At 55.7% G+C, this 21,855-nt stretch carries 18 protein-coding genes and 1 tRNA gene; 7 read left to right on the top strand and 12 right to left on the bottom strand.

The window, feature by feature from the left end; translation table 11 throughout:
• Positions 1-6 precede the first annotated feature (6 nt).
• Positions 7-2,859 (top strand): two-component system sensor histidine kinase RcsC, encoded by a 2,853-nt coding sequence (rcsC, locus tag HP564_RS06790; RefSeq protein WP_371241418.1) that lies wholly within the window; start codon positions 7-9, stop codon positions 2,857-2,859.
• A 41-nt stretch (positions 2,860-2,900) separates the two neighbouring features.
• Here the strand turns inward: rcsC and rcsB are convergent, their stop codons facing one another.
• Genes rcsB through HP564_RS06775 form a run of 3 tightly spaced genes read right to left on the bottom strand, consistent with a single transcriptional unit; the run spans position 2,901 to position 7,382 of the window.
• Positions 2,901-3,551, bottom strand: coding sequence for a response regulator transcription factor RcsB (rcsB, locus tag HP564_RS06785; RefSeq protein WP_013509853.1), 651 nt, complete (start codon positions 3,549-3,551; stop codon positions 2,901-2,903).
• A 1-nt stretch (position 3,552) separates the two neighbouring features.
• The gene (gene rcsD / locus HP564_RS06780) at positions 3,553-6,207 is read right to left on the bottom strand and encodes a phosphotransferase RcsD (RefSeq protein ID WP_371241416.1); all 2,655 of its coding nucleotides are present in this window, start codon (positions 6,205-6,207) and stop codon (positions 3,553-3,555) included.
• 20 nt (positions 6,208-6,227) lie between these two features.
• Positions 6,228-7,382 carry an MFS transporter gene (locus HP564_RS06775; protein WP_371241414.1) on the bottom strand — a complete coding sequence of 385 codons (1,155 nt, stop codon included), beginning with the start codon at positions 7,380-7,382 and terminating at the stop codon, positions 6,228-6,230.
• A gap of 950 nt (positions 7,383-8,332) precedes the next feature.
• Between HP564_RS06775 and ompC the strand changes: the two genes are divergently transcribed.
• A complete protein-coding gene (gene ompC, locus HP564_RS06770) occupies positions 8,333-9,445 on the top strand; it encodes a porin OmpC (protein WP_371241413.1) in 1,113 nt (370 codons plus the stop codon).
• Positions 9,446-9,470: 25 nt separating this feature from the next.
• Here the strand turns inward: ompC and HP564_RS06765 are convergent, their stop codons facing one another.
• On the bottom strand, positions 9,471-10,034 hold the full coding sequence (locus HP564_RS06765; protein WP_371241411.1) for a TetR/AcrR family transcriptional regulator: 564 nt from the start codon (positions 10,032-10,034) through the stop codon (positions 9,471-9,473).
• 102 nt (positions 10,035-10,136) lie between these two features.
• Here HP564_RS06765 and HP564_RS06760 point away from each other — a divergent pair, with 102 nt between their 5' ends.
• Positions 10,137-10,592 carry a DUF1348 family protein gene (locus HP564_RS06760; RefSeq protein ID WP_371241409.1) on the top strand — a complete coding sequence of 152 codons (456 nt, stop codon included), beginning with the start codon at positions 10,137-10,139 and terminating at the stop codon, positions 10,590-10,592.
• Here HP564_RS06760 and HP564_RS06755 read toward each other — a convergent pair.
• Positions 10,573-10,731: a hypothetical protein gene (locus HP564_RS06755; protein ID WP_371241408.1), complete on the bottom strand. Its 159-nt coding sequence runs from the start codon at positions 10,729-10,731 to the stop codon at positions 10,573-10,575. The two genes, HP564_RS06760 and HP564_RS06755, sit on opposite strands and share 20 nt — an antisense overlap.
• Before the next feature lie 375 nt (positions 10,732-11,106).
• Between HP564_RS06755 and apbE the strand changes: the two genes are divergently transcribed.
• The 3 genes from apbE to HP564_RS06740 all read left to right on the top strand — a co-directional run bounded on the left by apbE (position 11,107) and on the right by HP564_RS06740 (position 14,550).
• On the top strand, positions 11,107-12,144 hold the full coding sequence (apbE, locus tag HP564_RS06750) for an FAD:protein FMN transferase ApbE (protein WP_371241407.1): 1,038 nt from the start codon (positions 11,107-11,109) through the stop codon (positions 12,142-12,144).
• A 9-nt stretch (positions 12,145-12,153) separates the two neighbouring features.
• A complete protein-coding gene (alkB, locus tag HP564_RS06745; RefSeq protein WP_371241405.1) occupies positions 12,154-12,795 on the top strand; it encodes a DNA oxidative demethylase AlkB in 642 nt (213 codons plus the stop codon).
• A gap of 84 nt (positions 12,796-12,879) precedes the next feature.
• Positions 12,880-14,550, top strand: a complete 1,671-nt coding sequence (locus HP564_RS06740) for a multidrug ABC transporter permease/ATP-binding protein (protein WP_371241404.1) — start codon at positions 12,880-12,882, stop codon at positions 14,548-14,550.
• A gap of 121 nt (positions 14,551-14,671) precedes the next feature.
• On the opposite strand, the gene HP564_RS06735 is transcribed toward HP564_RS06740, so the two are convergent.
• The 5 genes from HP564_RS06735 to HP564_RS06715 form a co-directional block, all read right to left on the bottom strand.
• On the bottom strand, positions 14,672-15,409 hold the full coding sequence (locus tag HP564_RS06735; RefSeq protein WP_371241403.1) for a 4'-phosphopantetheinyl transferase: 738 nt from the start codon (positions 15,407-15,409) through the stop codon (positions 14,672-14,674).
• A 59-nt stretch (positions 15,410-15,468) separates the two neighbouring features.
• The gene (locus HP564_RS06730) at positions 15,469-15,672 is read right to left on the bottom strand and encodes a hypothetical protein (protein ID WP_371242006.1); all 204 of its coding nucleotides are present in this window, start codon (positions 15,670-15,672) and stop codon (positions 15,469-15,471) included.
• Between the two features lie 498 nt (positions 15,673-16,170).
• Positions 16,171-16,247: transfer RNA gene (locus HP564_RS06725), tRNA-Pro, on the bottom strand.
• Positions 16,248-16,319: 72 nt separating this feature from the next.
• Positions 16,320-18,074 carry an LPS biosynthesis-modulating metalloenzyme YejM gene (yejM, locus tag HP564_RS06720; protein WP_371241401.1) on the bottom strand — a complete coding sequence of 585 codons (1,755 nt, stop codon included), beginning with the start codon at positions 18,072-18,074 and terminating at the stop codon, positions 16,320-16,322.
• A gap of 22 nt (positions 18,075-18,096) precedes the next feature.
• Entirely contained in the window at positions 18,097-18,324 is a 228-nt protein-coding gene (locus HP564_RS06715) for a YejL family protein (protein ID WP_033750387.1), read from the bottom strand.
• A gap of 158 nt (positions 18,325-18,482) precedes the next feature.
• Between HP564_RS06715 and yejK the strand changes: the two genes are divergently transcribed.
• Entirely contained in the window at positions 18,483-19,487 is a 1,005-nt protein-coding gene (yejK, locus tag HP564_RS06710; RefSeq protein WP_371241400.1) for a nucleoid-associated protein YejK, read from the top strand.
• 47 nt (positions 19,488-19,534) lie between these two features.
• Here the strand turns inward: yejK and rplY are convergent, their stop codons facing one another.
• Together rplY and HP564_RS06700 are read right to left on the bottom strand one after the other, a co-directional pair.
• Positions 19,535-19,819 (bottom strand): 50S ribosomal protein L25, encoded by a 285-nt coding sequence (gene rplY / locus HP564_RS06705; RefSeq protein WP_371241399.1) that lies wholly within the window; start codon positions 19,817-19,819, stop codon positions 19,535-19,537.
• A gap of 141 nt (positions 19,820-19,960) precedes the next feature.
• Positions 19,961-21,715, bottom strand: a complete 1,755-nt coding sequence (locus tag HP564_RS06700; RefSeq protein WP_371241397.1) for a DEAD/DEAH box helicase — start codon at positions 21,713-21,715, stop codon at positions 19,961-19,963.
• Positions 21,716-21,855: the final 140 nt, after the last annotated feature.

Below are 21,855 nucleotides of genomic sequence, written 5' to 3'. Positions count from 1 at the left end.
TTTCCCTTGAAATATCTGGTCTCTTTCCGAACGACGCTGCGTATTTCACGCTATCTTTTCCGTGCGCTGGCGCTGCTGCTCTGGACGCTGGGTGCAGTGTTAACCACGTTTTTTATTATCAGCGTACTGCATGACAAAGAGAACAGCGTAAGGCAAGAGTTTGCCAGTAATTACGGACAGGCGGAATGGTATGTGCGGCACTCTGCGGATGTGATGCGTGAGCTGAAATATATCACCGAAAACCGACTGACCAGCTCCAGTAGCGGTCTTGATATGCTGAACGGCGTGCTGCCGGGCAAATCGACGCTGCCGCAGTTTATTCCCCTTTTCTCCGATGGCGACTGCTCTTCAATGAGCAATACCTGGCGCAATTCGCTCGATTCTCTTAGCTACTACATCAACTACTGGAAAAGCAATTTCGCCTCAGCCTATGAGCTTAACCGCGTGTTCTTTATTGGCGGTGAAAGCCAGTGCCTGGCTGACTTTGCTATTGGCAGCAGCAACGTTGACCGCGAGCGTAGCCTGAAAGCCCTGCGCGAGCGCGTGTTGCGCTATCGCAACGGCAATGATGATGAGCGCCGCAATCCGCTTTACTGGGTCAATGCCAGCGCGCAGCCGGGCGTGGGCACCTTTTATATGATGGTGCCCGTTTATGTGGCGAATAAGCTTCAGGCGCTGTTAGGCGTTGAGCAGAATATCCGACTGGATGAATTTATTCAGCCCGGCAGCCTGCCGGTGGTTGCGACCATTACCGATGAGAATTACCGCCCGCTGCTGACGTCGCGGCGCGGTGGCGTGGGTTTTTCGCTGGCGGCGCTGCCAGACGACAAGACCTGGTTCGGCTATCTGGACGGGTATCGCCAGCTGGTGCTGAAGAAGCCGCTACCGCCTTCGGATCTTAACGTGGTCTGGTCGGTGTCGACCCGCGTGCTAATCGATCAGCTCAAGCTGATGATGATCAATGCGCTGCTGCTGAATGTGCTGAGCGCTATTGTTCTGTTTACCCTCGCCTGGCTGTTTGAACGCCGCATGTTTCTGCCAGCGGAAGAGAATGCACATCGGCTGGAGGAGCATGAGCAGTTCAACCGTAAAATCGTGGCCTCTGCGCCGGTGGGCATCTGTATTCTGCGCACCCGCGATGGCACCAATATTCTCAGTAACGAACTGGCGCACAACTATCTGACACTGCTGACGCAGGAAGATCGCCAGCGGCTGAATGAGATTATCGGCGGGCAGCAGGTCAACTTCGTCGATGTCCTGACTGGCACCAACACCAACCTGCAAATCAGCTTTGTTCACTCGCGCTATCGCAATGAAAACGTCGCAATTTGCGTACTGGTTGACGTCTCCGCCCGCGTGCGAATGGAGCAATCGCTTCAGGAGATGGCGCAGGCGGCGGAACAGGCGAGCCAGTCGAAATCGATGTTCCTTGCCACCGTCAGCCATGAGTTGCGTACACCGCTCTACGGTATTATCGGCAACCTCGATCTGCTGCAGACCAAACAGCTGCCGAAAGAGGTCGATTCGCTGGTGACGGCGATGAACAACTCATCGAGCCTGCTGCTGAAGATCATCAGCGATATTCTCGACTTCTCTAAAATTGAGTCGGAGCAGCTTAAAATTGAACCACGGCCGTTTTCGCCGCGCGAGGTGATAACCCATATCGCGGGTAATTACCTGTCGCTGGTAATGAAAAAGCGGCTTACGCTTTACTGTTTTATCGAGCATGACGTGCCGCTGGCGCTGGATGGCGATCCGCTGCGGCTTCAGCAGGTGATCTCGAATCTGCTCAATAACGCCATTAAGTTTACCCATACCGGCTGCATTATCCTGCATGCCTATGTTAAAGAGGGGTATCTGGCGTTCCGCATTCGCGACACCGGCGTTGGCATTCCAGGCAAAGAGGTGACGCGGCTGTTCGACCCCTTCTTCCAGGTGGGCAACGGCGTGCAGCGTAATTTCCAGGGAACCGGACTGGGTCTGGCCATTTGTGAAAAGCTGACCAATATGATGGATGGCGACATTGAAGTAGAGTCTGAACCGGGTATGGGCAGCCAGTTCATTGTGCGTATTCCCATCTACAACGGCCAGCATCCTGCTCCGCCGCTGCTCGACGGGCTGCGTGAAAAAACGCTGTGGATCGATATGCGCAATGACTATCTCGCCAGCTTTATTGAGCGCGATTTGCGTCAGCAGGGCATTCAGGTTCAGCGCTTTACCGGTAAAGCGGGCAACGACGACGTTTTACTGACTGATTATGAGCCGGACCGCGATCTGCCACTGCGTGCAGTGATTACCTTCTGCGGTAAGCATATCGATATGCCACGCGAAACCGCACCGGGTCACTGGGTGCACAGCACTGCCACACCACACGAACTGGCCACCCTCCTGGCGCGCATCTACCGTATCGACATCCAGAGCGATACGGCGGCGAGCCTGACGTTGCCTGTGCCAACGGAAGAGGTCATCAGCAACGACGATATTATGATCCTGATTGTTGACGATCATCCTATTAACCGTATGTTGCTGTCAGAACAGCTTGGCACGCTGGGTTATCGGGTGAAAACCGCACAGGACGGTGTTGATGCGCTGAATGTTATCAGCCGCAGCGAAATCGACATCGTGCTGAGCGACGTGAATATGCCAAATATGGATGGTTACCGTCTGACACAGCGTCTGCGCCAGCTGGGCCACGCCTTCCCGGTAGTGGGGGTTACGGCCAATGCGCTGGCCGAAGAGAAGCAGCGCTGTATGGAAGCGGGCATGGATAACTGCCTTTCTAAACCGGTGACGCTGGATGTGCTGAAAACCACGCTGGCGGTCTACGCGGAGCGGGTGAGAAAAACGCGGGAAGGGTAGGGCAGAAGAGAGGCGGCGCGACGACGCCGCCTGTCAGAGGATTACTCTTTATCGACCTGGGTGGCGCTGACAGAGGAGAGATAGTTCAGCAGGGCGATGTCGTTGTCGACGCCCAGTTTCATCATCGCCGATTTCTTTTGGCTACTGATGGTTTTGATGCTGCGATTCAGTTTCTTGGCAATTTCGGTCACCAGGAAACCTTCAGCAAACAGACGCAGAACTTCGCTCTCTTTCGGCGACAGGCGTTTGTCACCGTAACCACCGGCACTGATTTTCTCCAGCAGCTTCGCCACGCTTTCCGGCGTGTACTTTTTGCCTTTTTGCAGCGCGGCCAGCGCTTTCGGCAGGTCGGTCGGCGCGCCCTGTTTCAGCACGATGCCTTCAATATCCAGATCCAGTACCGCACTGAGAATGGCCGGGTTATTGTTCATGGTCAGAACAATAATCGACAGGTCCGGATAGTGACGTTTGATATATTTAATCAGCGTGATGCCATCACCATATTTCTCGCCAGGCATGGAGAGATCGGTGATCAAAACGTTGGCATCAAGTTTTGACAGGCTGTTGATCAGTGCTGTTGAGTCTTCGAACTCACCTACAACGTTGACCCATTCAATTTGTTCCAGAGACTTTCGGATACCGAAAAGAACAATTGGATGGTCATCGGCAATAATTACATTTAAGTTATTCATCTTATTGGTTACCTTGCTGCAGCAGTTCATTGACGTAAGCGTCAATGTCACTGGTGGTATTTGTAATGTTTGAATCGTCACATGCTTTGATGTGCTGTTCTAACTCTTCACAAAGCTGTTTGCCTGGCGTCAGGTTAAGCATGGCAAACACGCCCTTCAGGCGATGCGCTGTCTGAGCAAGCATGGCGTAGTCCTTTTCCGCCGACTCAGTATACAGTCTCTTTACATCAGGCGGTACTGTCTCGGTGAACAGCTGGAAGTAACCACCGCTGAGAAGTGGGGTTAATTCCTCGTCCTCTGTAAACTCCTCCATTGAATCATGCGCCAGTTGTTTCTCAATCAGGGCCAGTAGCGCATCCTGAAGCGCATTACTGAGATTGAAATTCACCCGGTACTGTCGATCGTTCAGCGCATGATGGCCCAGCTCATCTTCGGCCAGCAGCAGCGCCCAACCGCTCAGCCTGGCAGGATCGTCGGTGACCATCACGTCATGTTCCTGGCCTGACAGCCGCTCTTCCGGCGTCAGGCAGCGCGCTCCCCAGTTCTCGAGATGGCGGCAAACAATTTTGTGTACGTCTTCCATGGCAATGTCGATAAGCGCCGTCACGCCGTCCAGCAGTTTTTCCTCTTCCTCTTCCGGCTTTGGCTGCAGTGCCAGCGGCAGCTGGATATTGTAACGCGTACCGATATCGGGGCGGGCGATGATTTCCAGGCTACCGCCCATCTGCTTACAGAGCTGTTTGCAGAGGAAAAAGGCCATGCCGGAGGCCTGGCCATAGCGGTCATGGCTGGTTTCGCCGAGGAACGGAAAATCTGCATTTGCCAGCTCGTCGACGGTCAGGCCTGCGCCAGTATCGACCAGCTCAATCAGCAAACGCTCAGGGCGCGCCTCGTCAGCGCTCACCGTTAGCGAAATCTTGCCCCAGCGGGTGGTCGTCAGCGCATAGTGCATCAGGGTAGCGAGCACTTTCCGCAGCGCGCGACGATCGCCAAAACGCTGCTCATCGTTGGGCTGCTGATTATTGACCACCAGCGACAGCCCTTTACGGCGCAGCAGCGGCAGACTTTCGAGGGCGAGCTCATCCAGCAGTTCCTGCAGGTTGAACACGCTGGCGTCTGGCGACCAGTCGTGTGCTTCCAGCCGGTTAAGCAGCACAATATCGTCTACCAGGCGTGCCAGGCTCTGGCTCTCATCCAGCACGTCAAGGATTGTTTCATCCTCATCGCGCTGGCTAAGCTGCACCAGCTGCGCCACAACTTTTTCCAGCGGACGATTCAGTGCGTGGCCGAGATTTTGCAAAAGCTGCTGCCGCATCTGGTGATTGCGATCCAGCACCTGCTGCGCCTTTTGCAGCTTTTTATTCACCAGCAGCTCGCGATCCTGATCGCGCATTAAAAAGAGCTGAGTATGCGGCGACAGCACGCTGCGCGCGTGGCGAATCTCATACACTTCGTTATTGATGGTTGCCTGCAGAACGCCCTGATGCTGGTCAGACATATTGATGATCTTTTGCAGATTCAGGTGTGGCAGCAGATGTTCAGCAATCTTGTTACTCAGAATGGTGCGATTGCTGGCAAAATCGTAGACCAACAGGCCAACCGGCAGGCTGGCGACAATCTCTTCATTCAACACGCGCAGTGAATCGAGCTCAGCGCTCTGGTTCTCACTGGGGCGCAGCGACTGCTGGCGCAGCAGCGTCATGCCCGCGAAAGAGAGCAGGAACAGCAGCAAATTGATCAGCAGCGGCCACAGCAGATTGTGCAGCGTATCGATAACGAGGCTGGTCAGCGGCACGCGGTAAATCAGCTGCAGCGGCGTGCTCGGTAGCGTGGCGGCAATCTCCAGGTCAGGATTGACGATAGCCACCTGCGTGCTTTCGCTCTCTTCCTGATCGCTCGCGGCGGGCAGAGAGGCATCCTGACGCAGAACAAAATTCTCAACCGGCAGGTTTTGCGGGATCAAATCGTTGATCGGCAAATCAAATGCCACCACGGTAGCCAGGTGGCCCGGCTGGTTGAAGGTAGTACGCAGCGTGAAATAGTGGTCATTCTGGAAAGAAAAATGGCGCAGCGGTGAGAAGCTCTCGCGCTCATCCAGCGCATTCGCCTGCTGCAGCATTTCGGCGCGGCGGCCATCCACCAGTGAGCTGATCGCACTCTCTTTATAGCGCGTTGCCATATCTTTCAGCGGCAGCGTCGAAATCATAATCAGGCTGTTGTCCTGACCATTGAGGAAATACATTGACCAGGTAGGATTTTCTGCACCCCACAGCGTGTCGAGATAGTTTGACATACGCATGGTCATATCCAGCGTGCTGCTGTCGTGGGAGCCAAAAATCAACGCTTCCGTTTTGCGGCGCGTTTTTTCCAGATAGTAAACGTCAGGGCGCAGCCGCGTCTCCTGCAGGCTGCTGTCAGGCGAGCTGCCTGCCGCGCTGGTGGAGAGATTTTCGTAGATTTGCCAGGTAGCGAAACGGTAAGCATCAATGCGTTTTTGCGTCGCCCGCGCTACATCCGTCATGACATAGCGCTTTTCCATGAGCCAGGCATTAACGGAGTTGTGCACCATAAAGCCCAGTGCCAGTAGCAGCACCAGATTAAAAATCACAAAAAAGCGAGTGACATTGCCGGATGTCAGCGGAAACTTATACAACATAGTGTCTCAGGCACCTGAAATCATCGCGCAACCAGTCGGGCACTGGCGGCCACAGCCAACAGCAGCAGCGCGATGAGCAGAAAGGCACCGCTGAGGCTCAGCCATTGAGAAATAAATCCGATTAAGGCCGGACCTGAGAGAATACCCGCATATCCCAGCGTTGTCATGGCAGAAATCGCCAGGTTTGACGGCATATCCTGTTGATTACCGACAGCATTGAACAACATCGGTACCGTATTGGATAATCCAAAGCCTACCAGCAGAAAAGCAAGCAGAGCCATCGACGGCCAGGGCAGAAACACCGCCAGCGCCAGACCCGCTGAGGCGATGAGTGCGCCCGCCAGCATGACCGGAAAGCGACCAAAGCGGTGAATGACCCTGTCCCCGGTCAGGCGGCCCAGGGTCATGGCCACGGAGAACAATGCGTAGCCCAGGCCGGCGTGTGCGGTTGACATCCCAGGACGCTGCAACAACAGCAGCGCGCCCCAGTCGAGCACCGCACCTTCAGCGAGAAACAGGATAAAGCAGAGCAGGCCAAGGAAGGCGACAAAGCCGCGCGGCACAACCAGCCACGGCTGATCGGGCTGATGCAGTCGCTCGTTCATTAAGGTTGGCAGGCCCCAGAGCAGTAACAAAAGCATGAGCACCAGCACCAGCGCCACCGACGTGAGCGGTGACAGGCCGAGGCTGAGTAACAGGCTAATGGCCCCTGCGCCGAGAATGCCGCCAAGGCTGAAGAAACCGTGAAAGCCTGACATCATCGGCTTGCCTGCGGCTTTTTCGACTTCAACCGCCTGCACGTTCATGGCCACGTCGAGCATCCCCAGTCCGGCACCAAACACCATGAGCGCTACGGCCATCATCCACAGACTATCCAGCGTCGCCAGCAGCGGCAGCATGGCCAGGATAACCAGCGTAGAGAAGAACATGACGCTGCGGCAGCCAAAGCGGGCAACCAGCGATCCGGTAACCGGCATGGCGGCCAGCGATCCCATACCCAGGCAGAGCAGAAGGCCACCCAGCGAAGCGCCAGTTAGCGCCAGTCGCTGACTGGCAAAAGGAACCAGAGGTGCCCAGGATGACATGCCGAGGCCGGCAATAAGAAAAACGATGCGTGTTCCCAGACTGACACGGCGGTGCAGTTTTCCGGGAGAGGCGGCGTCCAGTGCAGTCATAATGTTATTCATGAGTAGTAAAGCGAGGAAGTGTAGCATCAAAGCTGACGCTACACGCGCAGTCAGGGCGTGAGTTATCACCTGTCGCCAGTAACGCGCGTATTTTAGCGGCTTTTACGCGGCCTGAATTTTTTTCCAGAACTTTCCTGGTTATTACTGGCAACGCAATGCGTTCTGATAGCCTGATTTTCGCTGGAGGCTGACATAGCGCAACAGGCGACGCTGGCAGACCAGGCCGTTGATAAAAACAGCATGCTTCATCCTGCATGCTGAGCGGATGACAATAATAATAAGTTAATGACGTTAGCTGGATATTTAGTGCCTGACAGTGAACTCATCACGGCAGGGAACGGATAATATCTCAGCCTGAAAACGCGCAATACTTTATTACGGTGATAAATTAAGTGGACTCTTCGCTGACCAGTTTATTAACCCTCTGTGCGATTATTCGCGATTACTACCTGCGGCAGGTGAGGTTATTTTAATCCGGTAAAAGAAGTCTGCCTGGGAAAAGGGTGGGGGATAATTTCAGGATAAAAAAATGCCGGACCAACAGGTCCGGCGAGAATTAGGGTAAACATCTCATTCGGGGTGAATGAAGGTAATAATGAAATAAATGATGATAGCGGGATCTATTGTATTCCTGGATGACGCATATGTTTTATCATTCAGTGCTGAGAATGAGTGCACTGTAAGCCGATGAAAGTAAAGAGTTAAAAAAGGGATTGATAATCTGTGCCATAAATTTTACCAATGCGTGCTGATTATTAGTTCCGCAAAATTTACATCTGGAAATAACTGTTAAGCATTGTGAAACAGTTTTGGAAATTTCGTAGCATTTTCGTGATAGCTTATTGCGCTTTATAAAATAACAATGGCGTGCCGGCTGGATTTTAAGCGTTCAGCTTGCAGTGGCAAAATAAGGCACATAACAAACAGAGGGCAATAAAATGAAACGTCGCGTTCTCTCCCTGATGATCCCTGCATTGCTGGTCGCAGCAGGCTCTGCAAGCGCAGCGGAAATCTATAATAAAGACGGCAATAAATTAGACCTGTTCGGTAAAGTCGACGGTCTGCACTATTTTTCTGATAACGACGGTAATGACGGCGATCAGTCCTACCTGCGTTTTGGCTTCAAGGGTGAAACTCAGATTGCCGATCAGCTGACGGGTTACGGCCAGTGGGAATATCAGGCTGCTCTGAATACCGCAGAAAGCGAAGGCACGGCGAACAGTTATACCCGCGTGGGCTTCGCCGGTGTGAAATTTGGTGATGCAGGCTCTTTTGACTATGGCCGTAACTACGGTGTGGCCTATGACATCGGGGCATGGACTGACGTTCTGCCAGAGTTCGGCGGCGATACCTACGGCGCGGACAATTTTATGTTTCAGCGCGGCAATGGCATGGCGACCTATCGCAATGCCAACTTCTTTGGCCTGGTGGATGGCTGGAACTTTGCCGTTCAGTATCAGGGCAAAAACGACAATCCGAGCCGCGAAACGTCCGGGCGTAGCGTACTGGGCGAGAACGGTGATGGCTGGGGCCTGAGTACGACTTACGATTTGGGCTCTGGCTTCGGCATCGGTGCGGCCATGTTTGAGTCTGATCGTACCAACAATCAGAATGGCGCAGCGCCGGGCATTCTGGGTCGCGGCGACAAGGCGGAGGTCTATACCGGCGGCCTGAAGTATGACGCTAACAACATCTACCTGGCGGCGATGTACAGCCGTTCCTATAACGCAACGCGCTTCGGTTCAACCGACGATGCGGTGTATGGCTTTGCGGATAAAGCGGATAACTGGGAGCTGGTCGCGCAGTATCAGTTCGATTTCGGCTTGCGTCCCTCTCTGGCATTCGTGACCTCACGCGGTACCGACGTGCAGAACTGGGGCAAACAGAACCTGAAAAAATATGTTGATGTCGGGGCCACTTACTACTTCAACAAAAATATGTCGACCTATGTTGATTATCAGATCAACCTGATGGATGACAACGACTTTACTGACGCTGCCGGTATCAATACTGACGATACCGTGGCGCTGGGTCTGGTTTATCAGTTCTAATCCAGTACGGAGCGTAGCCTGTCGGCTACGCTCCCGTTTGCAGCACCGCCGCCAGCGCGCTGCGTAGATCCGCCATCACCCTTTCTGCCTCTTCTCCCAGCTGGACCCGCACAATAGCCCCTTCCGCCAGCAGCATAATCTGCCCGGTTTTGTCGCGCGCTGATGCTGTCAGCTTCTGCGCAATGGCCTCAGCCATCTCGTGCTTATGTCGCCTGATCAGCCCGACGATTTCCGGCAGGCTGTCGCCCAGCTCCGCGCTGGCGTTGATAAAGGCGCAGCCGCGATAATCCCCCTCATCAAACCAGCTTTTTAATGCGGCGGGCAGGGCATCCGTTATGCTGTCAGCGTGCTGAAGTGCCTGCTGAAAACCCTGCATCCAGCGCAGATGCCGCTGCTCCAGGACGGCAAAAATAAGCTGGTTTTTGCTGGAAAAATGGCGATAAAACGTCACTTTCGTTATCTGCGCTTCCGCAATCACGCTGTCGATGCCGGTGGCGCGAATACCCTGCTGATAGAACAGGCGTTGCGCGGTCGTCAGCAGACGTTCTCGCGCAGTGGCGTCAGGATTAAACAGGAGCGGAGCCAGCATGATCAGACCTCTCTTTTTTGTGTAGACAGAATTGTCTACATGCTGCAGAGTAAAGCAAGTAGACAGACCTGTCTACTTACATCCTGATGTCTGGAGAGAACCATGCTGATCCCCCCGTTTGATGAACAGAGTGCAACAGAGAAAGTCCGTATGGCGGAAGATGCCTGGAACAGCCGCGAGCCCCGGCGGGTGTCGCAGGTCTATAGCCCGGAGACGCGCTGGCGCAACCGCAGCGAATGTCTTCAGGGGCGGGAAGCTGCCGTGGCGTTTCTCACCCGAAAATGGGCAAAAGAGCTCGATTATCGGCTGATTAAAGAGCTATGGGCGTGGCAAAACGACCGTCTGGCGGTACGTTTTGCCTATGAATGGCACGATGACAGCGGAAACTGGTTCCGCAGCTATGGCAACGAAAACTGGCGCTTTGGTGCCGACGGTCTTATGACAGAGCGTTTTGCCTGTATTAATGACCTGCCAATTGCCGCCAGCGAGCGTCTTTTTCACTGGCCGCTCGGCCGACGTCCGGATGACCATCCGGGGCTTAGCGAGCTGGGTCTGTAGCCTTTTGCGCGGCGTGCGCCGCTGGCGCTGCTTTTACCTGTGGCGGCACGCTGCCCTCAAAGCTCATGCCTGCCAGGGTAAAGGCGGAAAAACGGAGCCACTGCTGCCAGCGGCTCAGCTCTGATGATGGTTTGCTCATGCTGCACCTCCCGAAAATAAACCCGGGATAAATCGTGCAGCATTCGTGCCAGCTCTGTAGCTCTCACAGCCACGGATTTTCGTGACGTTTTGCTACACTGCTGCTGCTTTTTGGTGCAGACGTGCTCAACGCTGGCGCGCTGAGCCCCATTCGAGTCGCTTTTGTCGCCGCTGCTGCACAATTTTACCGATGCTGTAGATGAATAGTCCGCTGGCGATGGCAAGAATCAGATAGATCAACGAAGCCTCCTGTTATCAGCTGCAGCCGAACCCGATAGTGTTCAGTCGGATAACGAATACAACCCTGTTTTGGTTAGTTTACTGCTTATTTATGCTTTATTTCGGGCTGGAATAGAGCATTACAGACGAGGGAAAAATGAGATACAGGAATATTCCGCTATTGATAGCCGCCGCATGGGGTTTAAGCGGCTGCGACAACAGCGTACCCAGGCAGAGCATGGTGCTGGAAGGTAAAACCATGGGCACGGTGTGGCGCGTCACCCTGGCTGACGTCGATGCAACGCGTAAAGCGGCGTTACAGCAGGCGATTCAGCAGCAGCTTGACGCCGACGACCAGACCCTCTCTACCTGGAAACCCGATTCGGTTCTCTCCCGGTTCAACCGCTATCAGGGCACCGCACCGCAGCCCGTCAGCGCCGATATGGCGGATATTGTCACCGAAGCGCTGCGCATTGGGGCAAAAACCGCAGGTGCTATGGATATTACCGTCGGGCCGCTGGTGAATCTGTGGGGCTTTGGGCCGACCAGGGCACCTGCGCATATCCCAACTGACGCAGAGATTGCCGCCGCAAGAGCGCAAACCGGCCTGCAACATCTGCACGTCATTCAGGCGGCAGAAGGTCAGTGGCTACAAAAGGATCTTCCCGGACTCTATGTCGATCTCTCCACCATGGGTGAGGGCTATGCCACCGATCATCTGGCGCGCCTGATGGAGCGCGAGGGGATCAACAACTATCTGGTATCGGTTGGGGGCGCGGTACTGAGCCGGGGGCAAAACGCTCAGGGGCAGCGCTGGCGTGTGGCGATCCAGAAACCGACCGACAGTGAAAACGCCGTGCAGGCGCGCGTCGATTTGCAGGGACACGGTATCAGTACATCAGGCAGCTATCGCAACTATTATGAACTGGACGGCAAACGCCTTTCACACATTATCGATCCGGCGACGGGCCGGCCTATTGAGCACAAGCTGGTCTCTGCTACGGTGATTGCCACCACGGCGCTGGAAGCGGATGGCTGGGATACCGGGCTGATGGTGCTGGGCACCGAAAAGGCAAAGACGCTGGCGCTACAGCAGCATCTGGCGGTCTACCTGATCAGTAAAGAGGGTGATAAGTTTGTCAGCTGGATGTCACCGCAATTTTCCGCTTTTCTTATTGATGATAAAGAGAAGTAGGGAGGAATAATGCTGGATCTGTTTAGTGAGGACGCGCCGTGGCAGGAGCCGCTGGCGGAGGGGGCGGTCATTCTGCGCCGTCGCGCCCGCGACGATGCGCCAGCGCTGCTGACGGCGCTGCTGGCAGTCGCGCAGCAAAATCCGTTTCACCACCGCATCACCCCTGGCGGTCACCGCATGTCGGTGGCGATGACCAACTGCGGCGATTTTGGCTGGTCAAGCGACTCGCGTGGCTATCAGTATACCGAACAGGATGCAGATAACGGCCGCAAGTGGCCACCAATGCCGCCCCTGTTTCGTCAGCTGGCGCTCGACTGCGCGCATGAGGCGGGATTCCCACACTTCAATCCCGATGCCTGCCTGATAAACCGCTATGCGCCGGGAGCAAAGCTGACGCTGCATCAGGACAAGGATGAGAAAGATTTGCGTCAGCCGATCGTTTCGGTCTCGCTGGGGCTGCCCGCGGTGTTTCAGTTCGGCGGTTTTGAACGCGGCGATGCGACTCAGCGCGTGCTGCTGGAGCATGGCGACGTGGTGGTCTGGGGAGGGCCGTCGCGCCTGCGTTACCACGGTATTTTGCCCCTGAAGCCCGGCGTGCATCCGCATGCTGGCGCGTTTCGCTACAATCTGACCTTCCGCCGCGCCTTCTGAGCGCGGCGCGACTGCGAATAACTATTGCTATCATTCCGCATCGCTTTAAACTGCTGGCTGCTTTCCTGACTGCTGGACTCTGTTATGGCGTTGCTTAACGTTGTTTTTCGCCAGTTTCGCTGGCCTTTTATTGGCGTCATCCTGCTGACGCTGCTCAGCGCCGTGCTCGGCATTGCCATGATCGCCTATATCAACAGCGAAATGATTTCGGCCATCAATAGCTCATTCGCCGTTCTGCCCGGCTTTCTGTTGCAGCTGGTGCTGCTGATGGCGGTCACGCTCGCCGCACAGCTGGCGCTGACGCTGCTGGGACATCAGTTTGTCTGGCGCCTGCGCGGTGAATTTATTAAGCGTATTCTCGATACGCGTGTTGAGCGGCTGGAACAGATCGGCAATGCGCAGCTGCTGGCCGGACTTACCAGCGACATCCGTGCCATTACCATTGCCTTTGTTCGCCTGCCGGAGCTGATTCAGGGCGTTATCATCACGCTGGGATCGGCGATCTATCTCGCCTGGCTTTCGCCTGAGATGCTGCTGGTTTCCAGTCTATGGATGGCCGTTACGCTGGTGGGCGGCTGGCTGCTGGTATCGCGCGTCTATCGCCATATGGCGAAACTGCGTGAAGTTGAAGATCTTCTTTACCGCGACTTCCAGACCGTAACAGAAGGGCGCAAAGAGCTGCATCTCAACCGCGAGCGCGCTCAGCTGATTTATGAAACGGTCTACCAGGAAGACGCAAAATCTTACCGCCATCATATTGTGCGTGCCGACACCTATCATCTCAGCGCGGTAAACTGGTCAAATATCATGACGCTTGGCGCAATCGGCATGGTGTTTTTTATGGCCAACAGCCTGGGCTGGGCCAATACTGCCGTTGCCGCCACTTTTTCCCTGACGCTGCTGTTCCTGCGCACACCGCTGCTGTCGGCGGTAGGCGCGCTGCCAACGCTGCTCAGCGCGCAGGTGGCGTTTCGCAAGCTAAACGCGTTCGATCTGGCCCCTTACCAGGCAGGTTTCCACACGCTGCCGCCGCTGGCTGACTGGCAAACGCTGGAGCTGCGCGATGTGACCTTTCACTACGGGCAGAATGGTTTTGCTGTCGGCCCGATCAACCTGACGCTAAAACGCGGCGAGCTGGTGTTCCTGATTGGCGGCAACGGCAGCGGCAAGTCGACGCTGGCTATGCTGCTGACGGGGCTTTATCAGCCGCACTCCGGCACGCTGCTGATCGACGGCAAGCCGACAGGCGCGGAAGGACTCGCGCACTGGCGTAAGCATTTTTCTGCGGTGTTTACTGATGTACATCTGTTTGATCGCCTGATTGGACGAGAGGGAGTGCCGGCTAATCCTAAGCTGGTGCAGGCGTGGCTGGCGCGCCTGAAAATGCAGGACAAACTAAAAATTGAGGGAAATAAAATCCTCAACCTGCAGTTGTCAAAAGGGCAGAGTAAACGCGTCGCGCTGCTGCTGGCGGCGGCTGAAGAGCGCGACGTGCTGTTACTGGACGAGTGGGCGGCCGATCAGGACCCGCATTTCCGCCGCATTTTCTACCGCGAGCTGCTGCCCTGGCTACAGGCGTCAGGCAAAACCGTCTTTGCCATCAGCCACGACGATCACTATTTTACCCATGCCGATCGGCTGCTTGAGATGCGTGAAGGCAAGCTCAGCGAGCTGACCGGGCGTGAACGTGAAATGGCGACGCTGGATGCGGTTCAGCGAACCAATATGGCTTATCAGCAGGACGAGAAAGCTTAGCGGAAAGGCTTATTGGCTGCGCCGTCCGCATCGGCGTTATGCTGAACCTCAGCAAAAACCGCGGTTTTTGCTTCCCTGACATTTTCTGTCGTCTTGTGTTTACCCCGGCTTAGCCCCCTTGCTAAGCCGGTTTTTTATGGCCAGGCAGCGGATGCGTTAACAGCGTCGTTACCCGATCGGCCTCCAGTTGAAACACCGCCTCCAGCCGCAACCCGGCAAAGAAATCTGCGCTGAACGTCTGCTCCAGGCAAAGTACGGCTTTATGCGTCGGCACATCGATCGTCAGCAGGCTGGCCTGGAGGAAGTCCATCGGCTGATGCAGCTGTGGCCAGAGTGCTTTATAAAGACTCTCTTTTAATGAAAACAGCAGCGTTGCGGCCTGGGGATAGGTCAGCGGCAACCTGCGCAGCCGCACGTTTTCCTCATCACTCATCACCATTGACGCGGTCTCTTCCGCCGTGTGCTCGCTCATGATGGTTTCAATGTCGATACCGACGCAGAGCGGTTGTCGGGTCACGGCCAGCGCCACGGCTCCCTCCGTATGCGACAGCGACGCCTGAATGCCCGATGGCCAGACAGGGGAGCGGTCGTTGTGATTGCAGAGCAGAAAGTCCGGGATGCCATAGAGCTGCAGGGTTTCTCGCGCCAGCCAGCGGCTGGCAAGGTACTCAGCGCGCCGTTTTTTTACCGCCTGCTGTAGCGCAGGCGGAAGCGGCAAACCCCAGTGTGCACTCAGCCGTTCATCAAACTGCCTGAGGTCAAAGCGCGTCTGCGCCAGTAGCACGTCCCCGTGGCGAACCTGTGGAGCGAGAATGAAGCCGCCTTCTGGCGGCGGCAGGGCGGTTATCTGAAAAGTCATGCGGTTCCACGGCAGCACAAAAAGGCATTAAAACAGCCTGCCGCAGCCGGGGCAACCGCTTAGTCGTTAGGCGGGATGGCAAAGCCTTTCACGGAAACGATGAAATGGTTGTGGCCTCGGGTAATGCGCGCGCCGCGATCGCACCAGCGTGATGCCAGGCGGAAAAAGTCGTCGCTGCCAATGTTGTAAGCCAGTTCTACTTTACTGACGCCTGAGTAAAGCAGTTCTTCTGCGTCCTGAAGACTCTTCGCTTTGATGACCATGATCATACCCATTCGAAAATCAGAGGGCTTAAGCATAGTGACTATTTATGACGCTTTTGTTTCAGTCAGATGAAAACATGCAGCGGACAGCGGATTTTGTGAGCGCCTTTCGGTCAGACGGCGCGGCTTGAGCCAGTGTAGTAACAGAATGATCAGGGGTAAAAAGCAAATCTCAGGGGAGCAGCCAGGTGTGTTTCCGCAAAAAGGCCGCCCGTTGCGGCCTTGCAGAGACTACTTTTTGTCCGGCTCGGGACGTTTATCTCCAGATTCCGGCGCGTTCGTTGGATCGTCTTTTTCGATATAATGCATAAACTCTCCTCTTCTCACCCACACGACGTTAAGTATAGACCATGGGCCTGGCATAGCATGGAGAGCTTTGGCAGCAGCAGCGCGGTTCGCTGGTAACCGGACCGGGAAAGCAAGCGGAGCAGAAGAGGGAGAGTCGTGATTCCGGGCATAAAAAAAGCAGCCTTAACAGGCTGCTTTAGTAGGGAATTTTGGTCGGCACGAGAGGATTTGAACCTCCGACCCCTGACACCCCATGACAGTGCGCTACCAGGCTGCGCTACGTGCCGAACAGTGGGGCTTAGTCTACTGTTTCTTCCACGGAATGCAAGCTACTGACAGTTTAACTGCCTCATAATTAATCAGTTAGCAATAAAACGCTTCTCTTCGGTCAGAACCTGCAGCAATAGCGCCAGCTGTGGCTTGTGATCTTTCAGAGGATTTCCCTGTGCATCATAGGCGTGATAGCTGCCGTTACTGTTGAGCACCAGCGTGACCTGCGGCGTGGTGACCACCAGACGATTATTCTCACTGCTGGCAACCCAGTCATGGCGACGCTGCGCCGCAAACAGATCTTCCCCTTGCGAATAGTTTACCGGGCTGGTGCTTACATGGAGCAAACGCTGCATCAGGGTTGCCATCACATCCTGGTGATCGGTCAGGCGGTCGATGCTTTGCGCGGGCGTATCTGGCCAGTGGATCACCAGCGGCACGCGCAGATTCTCCCGGTTACCCGTACTGTCAAGATTGCCGGTCAGCGCTAAGCCCTGCTGCGCAGTAATCACCACCACGGTATTTTTCAGCAGGTCCCGCTGTTCGAGCGTGGCAAGCACGTTATGAATTTGCTCATCGATCGCCGACGCCTGACGCTGATAGCTGCGCTGACGCGCTTTGGCCGGGGTGTTATCCAGATCCACGCCGTCGAGGGCCAGCCAGGAAAACCAGGGAGTGCCGTTGCCGTTTTGCCGGTTAATCCAGCTCTGCCATTGCGTCACCGTACTGGCATTAGGCTGGTGGGCAGTGGTCGGCAGCGTGTAATCCGTTAACAGCGCCTGGCGATAGAGCGGCTGGTTGAACCCCTCCGAGGAGAAAAGGCCAAACTGATAACCCTGTGCACTGAGCGCACTGAGCAGCGCTGAAGGCATACGTGCGGCCAGCACACCGTCCATATAGCTGGCTGAAATGCCGTAGAACAGGCCAAACAACCCCTTTTCCGGAATATCACCGGCGCTGTAGTGCTGGGTAAAGCGCACGTTCTGGCTGGCGAACTCGCTGAGCTGCGGCAGCGTCTCTGCCATATTCCCGCCATTCAGTCCTTTTACAGTGATCACCAGCAGGTTATTACGCGTACCACCGTCGCGGAAAGCAATGTCGCTAAGGGGATACTGCACCGACACCGCTTCCGGATCGCCCTGCTGAATGAGCCGCTGCTGATACGCCTGTGCATCCAGCAGGCCATGACGTTCAAGGAAGCGTCGCGCGGTCATCGGATAGGAGAGCGGCAGGTTGGCGCGCTGCATGGTAATCGGACGGTAAAAGTTGGCGTCTGCCCAGATATAAAGCAGATGGCTGGCGAAAAAAGCACAGATAAACAGCGCCGCCAGCGGTTTGCCAAAAGAGCGCCGGTTGAGGCTGCGCAACTTCTGCCAGCTCCAGGTGGCAAAAAGCATCTCCACCAGAAAAATCAGCGGCACGCTGATAAACATCAGCTGCCAGTCGCGCGCCAGTTCGCTCTGATCCGGGTTAATCACCAGCTCCCACACAACGGGATTCAGATGCAGGTGGAAGCGATTGAAGACTGCGCTGTCCACCATAATCAACGTCAGCCCGATGGTGGCGATAATCGCTGACAGCACGCGCAGCAGCCGTTGCGACATCGCCACAAAGGTCAGAGGGAAGATCGCCAGCAGGTAAACGGCGAACACAATAAAGCTGAAGTGGCCGAGCCAGCTGCTGAAGGCATAGATGCGTCCAGCAAGCGAGGCGGGCCAGTCGGCAACCAACAGATAGCGGCTGCCTAAAATTAACGCGAAGAAAATATTAAACAGAGCAAACCAGTGCCCCCAGCTAATCATCTGGGAGACTTTTTCGCGGTAGCGCTGCCGGTTGGTTACCATATTATGGGATCAAATCAGCTAATTAATGAGCGTTGTCGTCGCGTACGGAGGCCTGAAGGGCTTCCGCAAAAGATCGGGCCAGTGAACGGCGCTGCGCCGGAGCGACATCGCTGTTGATCACATTGGTCACCATATTCCCCAGCACCATCAGGGAAAGGTCGGTCGGTGCGTTATCTTTCTGCAGCACCTGGGCCAGTTGTGCGAGGAGTTTTTCCACGCGTTCGTCACTGTAACGGGATGATTGTGGCATATCGTCGACTAATCTCGTTTCAAAAGGCGATATAGTACCGTAACGACAGGGTTTTTACCGCAATTTTATCGAAAGCGCATCGATCGGCAATCGCACGGAGTTGAAAGCCGATGCGGGCAGTGTTTGAATACGCGCCTGAACCAAAAGGAGAGTCTATCATGAGTCTGGATATCGACCAGATCGCCCTGCATCAGCTCATCAAACGCGACGAGAACCAGCTTGAACTGGTGCTGCGCGATACGCTGCTGCCCGCCAACGCCACAGTAGAGGCCATGGTTGAAGAGCTGCACCGCGTCTACAGCGCGAAAAATAAGGCTTACGGCCTGTTTAATGAAGAGAGTGAACTGGCGGAGGCGCTGCGCAACTGCCGGAAGGGCAATGATGACTTCCTCGGCTTCAGCCGCGCCGCGACCGGTCGCCTGCGCGACGAGCTGGCTAAATATCCTTTTGCAGAGGGCGGCGTCGTGCTGTTTGTTCACTACCGCTATCTGGCCGTTGAGTATTTGCTGGTGGCGGTGCTGAACAGCCAGAGCAGTATGCGCGTCAACGAGCAGCTGGATATCAGCAGCACTCACTACCTCGACATTAACCATGCAGATATCGTGGCGCGTATCGATCTGACGGAATGGGAGCTGACGCCGGACTCTACCCGTTATCTCACCTTCCTGCGCGGTCGGGTAGGACGCAAGGTTGCCGATTTCTTTATGGACTTCCTGGGTGCCAGCGTCGGTCTGGATACGAAGGCGCAAAACCGCGGCCTGCTTCAGGCAGTAGATGACTACTGTGCAGAATCGGACCTCGACAAGAGCGAGCGGCAAAACTATCGGCAGCAGGTCTACAGCTACTGCAACGAGCAGCTGCAGGCGGGCGAAGAGATTGCGCTGGAGGCGTTGTCAAAAGAACTTCCGCCGCTCGGCGAGAAATCCTTCCAGGCCTTTACGCAGGAGCAGGGCTATGAGCTGGAAGAGCACTTTCCGGCGGATCGCAGCACGCTGCGTCAGCTGACGAAATTTGCCGGTAGCGGCGGTGGCCTGACGCTCAACTTTGACGCCACGCTGCTCGGCGAACGGATTTTCTGGGACCCTGCAACCGACACCCTGACTATCAAAGGAACGCCGCCTAACCTGCGCGATCAGCTACAGCGCCGTACCAGCAGCAAATAAAAAAAAACGCCGCATTATGCGGCGTTTTTTTATCGGTTCGTGGTCGCTTACGCGCGTACGAAGTCGATGTGGTGCAGTTTTGGCTTGAACGGGTGACGCTGAACAGCCTGAACTTTTACGTTGGTTTCTTTACCGTCAACAACGATAGTCAGAACCTCGGTGTAGAACTCCGGCTTAGCCTGCATGTTCATTACTGCGTCATGATCCAGCTCAACAGAAACAGCGTCTTCTTTACCACCGTAGATGATGGCCGGGAATTTGTTCGCTGCGCGCAGGCGGCGGCTCGCACCCTTACCCTGCTCTTTACGTACTACTGCATTGATAGTAAGCATTGCATATCTCTTTAATATTTCCTGCCACAGGCGACCCAGCAGCAGGAGGGTTGTTCAAACGCTGATGCGGATGCAAAAGCGGGCGGCATTATAGCCGCAATGGGCGGGGCGGGCAAATGATTCCGCCGCCGGTGCCACAGATCACCGCAGTTCGTTGGCGCGGCGGAAGCGGCCCTGGTAGTCGAACAGCTTCTCGCGCACCTGCCAGAACTGACCTTTGGCGCGAGCCACCACAAAGTCCGGATGGCGTAGCAGCGGCTGAAGCGCCACCACGTCGGCCGCGGTTTGCCAGCCGAGCGGCACGCCGGGCGCGCGCTGGTGGGGACGCATGAACAACTGCTCGAACGCCTTGCGCTGTGCGGGTGACTTCAGGCGGAAACGCTCATCGACGCTGGTGCCATCTTCGTCAAAATAGGTCGCCTTTAGCCATTCGCCTTTATCATCGCGGCCGTGGGTCAGCGTCATGCCACCACAGCGCAGTATCCGCGCATCCTTAAGCTTCAGCGCGGCCTTCAGCATATCGTCAGGATCGACCAGAATGTTGTCGCACTGATGGCAGCGCCGCGCAGCAATATCATTCTCTGCACCGCACGCCGGGCAGCTTTTAAAGCGAAAACGAAAATCGCACTGCTCGCGATTGCCCTCATCATCCTCCAGCACACCCTGACAGCGGCGGCCAAAGTGCTCGATAATCATGCCGTCCGCAGTGGTTTTGCCCCAGAAGGTATTGGCGAAACCGCAGGCAGGACAGAATACCTGCACCGGCTCGTTATCACTGGCGCCTTTGGGCGTACCCACTTCCGGCGTGAAAAGATCGTGCGGATTACCGGCATAGTCCAGGATTAAACAGCTGGTTTTACCTGGCGACAGACGCAGCCCGCGCCCGACGATCTGCTGATAGAGGCTGACGGACTCGGTCGGGCGCAGAATGGCGATCAGATCGACATGAGGAGCATCGAAGCCGGTGGTCAGTACCGCCACGTTAACCAGAAACTTCAGCTGCTGTGCTTTAAAGGCCGCAATAGTGGCATCGCGCTCTCTGGCAGGCGTCTCCGCTGAAATCAGCGCGCTGTTGTCGGGCAGCAGCGCCAGGATCTCGCGCGCGTGTTCCACCGTGGCGGCAAACACCATCACGCCGCGACGATCCTCGGCAAACTCAAGGATCTGGCTGATGATATGCGGGGTAACGCGCTGCTGCTGTTTCAGCTCGCGGTTGAGATCCGCTTCGCTGAACAGGCCGCTGGCCTGCGCCGTCAGGCGGCTGAAGTCATACTGAACCACCGGCATATCCAGCCGTTCTGGTGGCACCAGAAAGCCATGCTTGATCATATAGCGCAGTGGCAGCTCATAAATGCAGTCGCGGAACAGCGCTTTTTCGTCGCCGCGCACCATACCGTGATAATGGAAATGATAGATCCAGCCTTTGCCGAGGCGGAAGGGCGTCGCCGTCAGGCCCAGCAGGCGCAGCTGAGGATTGTGCTGGCGCAGATGGCTGAAAACCTGCTGATACTGGCTGTTATCATCATCGCTGATGCGGTGACACTCATCGACGATCACCAGTGAAAACGCGCTGTCGAACTGCGCCAGGTTACGCGCTACTGACTGTACGCTGCCGAAGACGACCTTGCGCTGGCTCTCTTTGCGCTGCAGACCGGCGGCAAAAATATCGGCTTCCAGGCCATACGCCTGGTATTTACTGTGATTCTGCTCCACCAGTTCCTTGACGTGCGCCAGCACCAGCACGCGTCCGCGCGCCAGCCGCGCCAGCTCGGCAATCACCAGGCTTTTGCCTGCGCCAGTGGGCAGCACAATCACCGCCGGTTCGGCGTGACGACGAAAATGGTTGAGCGTCGCGTTAACCGCGTCTTGCTGATAGGGACGTAGAGTAAAAGCCATGACCAATCACTTTTGCGAAACTGGCTGAGATTATGCCATGAAACCCGATGAAACGCAGGAACGGCTCTGGGCGGCAGCGCTGGTTCAGGATATACTTCCCGCACTTTTTCAACGGGTAAAATTCCGTTTCAGTCTCCCTC

It is taken from the genome of Pantoea sp. KPR_PJ, assembly GCF_041386365.1.
Lineage (GTDB): Bacteria > Pseudomonadota > Gammaproteobacteria > Enterobacterales > Enterobacteriaceae > Pantoea.
The sequence above is the reverse complement of the archived record's forward strand: the minus strand, read 5'-3'. Positions and strand labels throughout refer to the sequence as shown.

Bases quoted from the DNA above. Each gene is read 5' to 3' on its own strand.
- HP564_RS06760 (WP_371241409.1), top strand. From the start codon at position 10,137: ATGCTGATCCCCCCGTTTGATGAACAGAGTGCAACAGAGAAAGTCCGT.
- HP564_RS06715 (WP_033750387.1), bottom strand. From the start codon at position 18,324: ATGCCACAATCATCCCGTTACAGTGACGAACGCGTGGAAAAACTCCTC.
- yejK (WP_371241400.1), top strand. From the start codon at position 18,483: ATGAGTCTGGATATCGACCAGATCGCCCTGCATCAGCTCATCAAACGC.
- rcsD (WP_371241416.1), bottom strand. From the start codon at position 6,207: ATGTTGTATAAGTTTCCGCTGACATCCGGCAATGTCACTCGCTTTTTT.
- yejM (WP_371241401.1), bottom strand. From the start codon at position 18,074: ATGGTAACCAACCGGCAGCGCTACCGCGAAAAAGTCTCCCAGATGATT.
- HP564_RS06775 (WP_371241414.1), bottom strand. From the start codon at position 7,382: ATGACTGCACTGGACGCCGCCTCTCCCGGAAAACTGCACCGCCGTGTC.
- apbE (WP_371241407.1), top strand. From the start codon at position 11,107: ATGAGATACAGGAATATTCCGCTATTGATAGCCGCCGCATGGGGTTTA.
- HP564_RS06700 (WP_371241397.1), bottom strand. From the start codon at position 21,715: ATGGCTTTTACTCTACGTCCCTATCAGCAAGACGCGGTTAACGCGACG.
- HP564_RS06730 (WP_371242006.1), bottom strand. From the start codon at position 15,672: ATGGTCATCAAAGCGAAGAGTCTTCAGGACGCAGAAGAACTGCTTTAC.
- HP564_RS06735 (WP_371241403.1), bottom strand. From the start codon at position 15,409: ATGACTTTTCAGATAACCGCCCTGCCGCCGCCAGAAGGCGGCTTCATT.
- rcsB (WP_013509853.1), bottom strand. From the start codon at position 3,551: ATGAATAACTTAAATGTAATTATTGCCGATGACCATCCAATTGTTCTT.
- HP564_RS06765 (WP_371241411.1), bottom strand. From the start codon at position 10,034: ATGCTGGCTCCGCTCCTGTTTAATCCTGACGCCACTGCGCGAGAACGT.
- alkB (WP_371241405.1), top strand. From the start codon at position 12,154: ATGCTGGATCTGTTTAGTGAGGACGCGCCGTGGCAGGAGCCGCTGGCG.
- rplY (WP_371241399.1), bottom strand. From the start codon at position 19,819: ATGCTTACTATCAATGCAGTAGTACGTAAAGAGCAGGGTAAGGGTGCG.
- HP564_RS06740 (WP_371241404.1), top strand. From the start codon at position 12,880: ATGGCGTTGCTTAACGTTGTTTTTCGCCAGTTTCGCTGGCCTTTTATT.
- ompC (WP_371241413.1), top strand. From the start codon at position 8,333: ATGAAACGTCGCGTTCTCTCCCTGATGATCCCTGCATTGCTGGTCGCA.
- HP564_RS06755 (WP_371241408.1), bottom strand. From the start codon at position 10,731: ATGAGCAAACCATCATCAGAGCTGAGCCGCTGGCAGCAGTGGCTCCGT.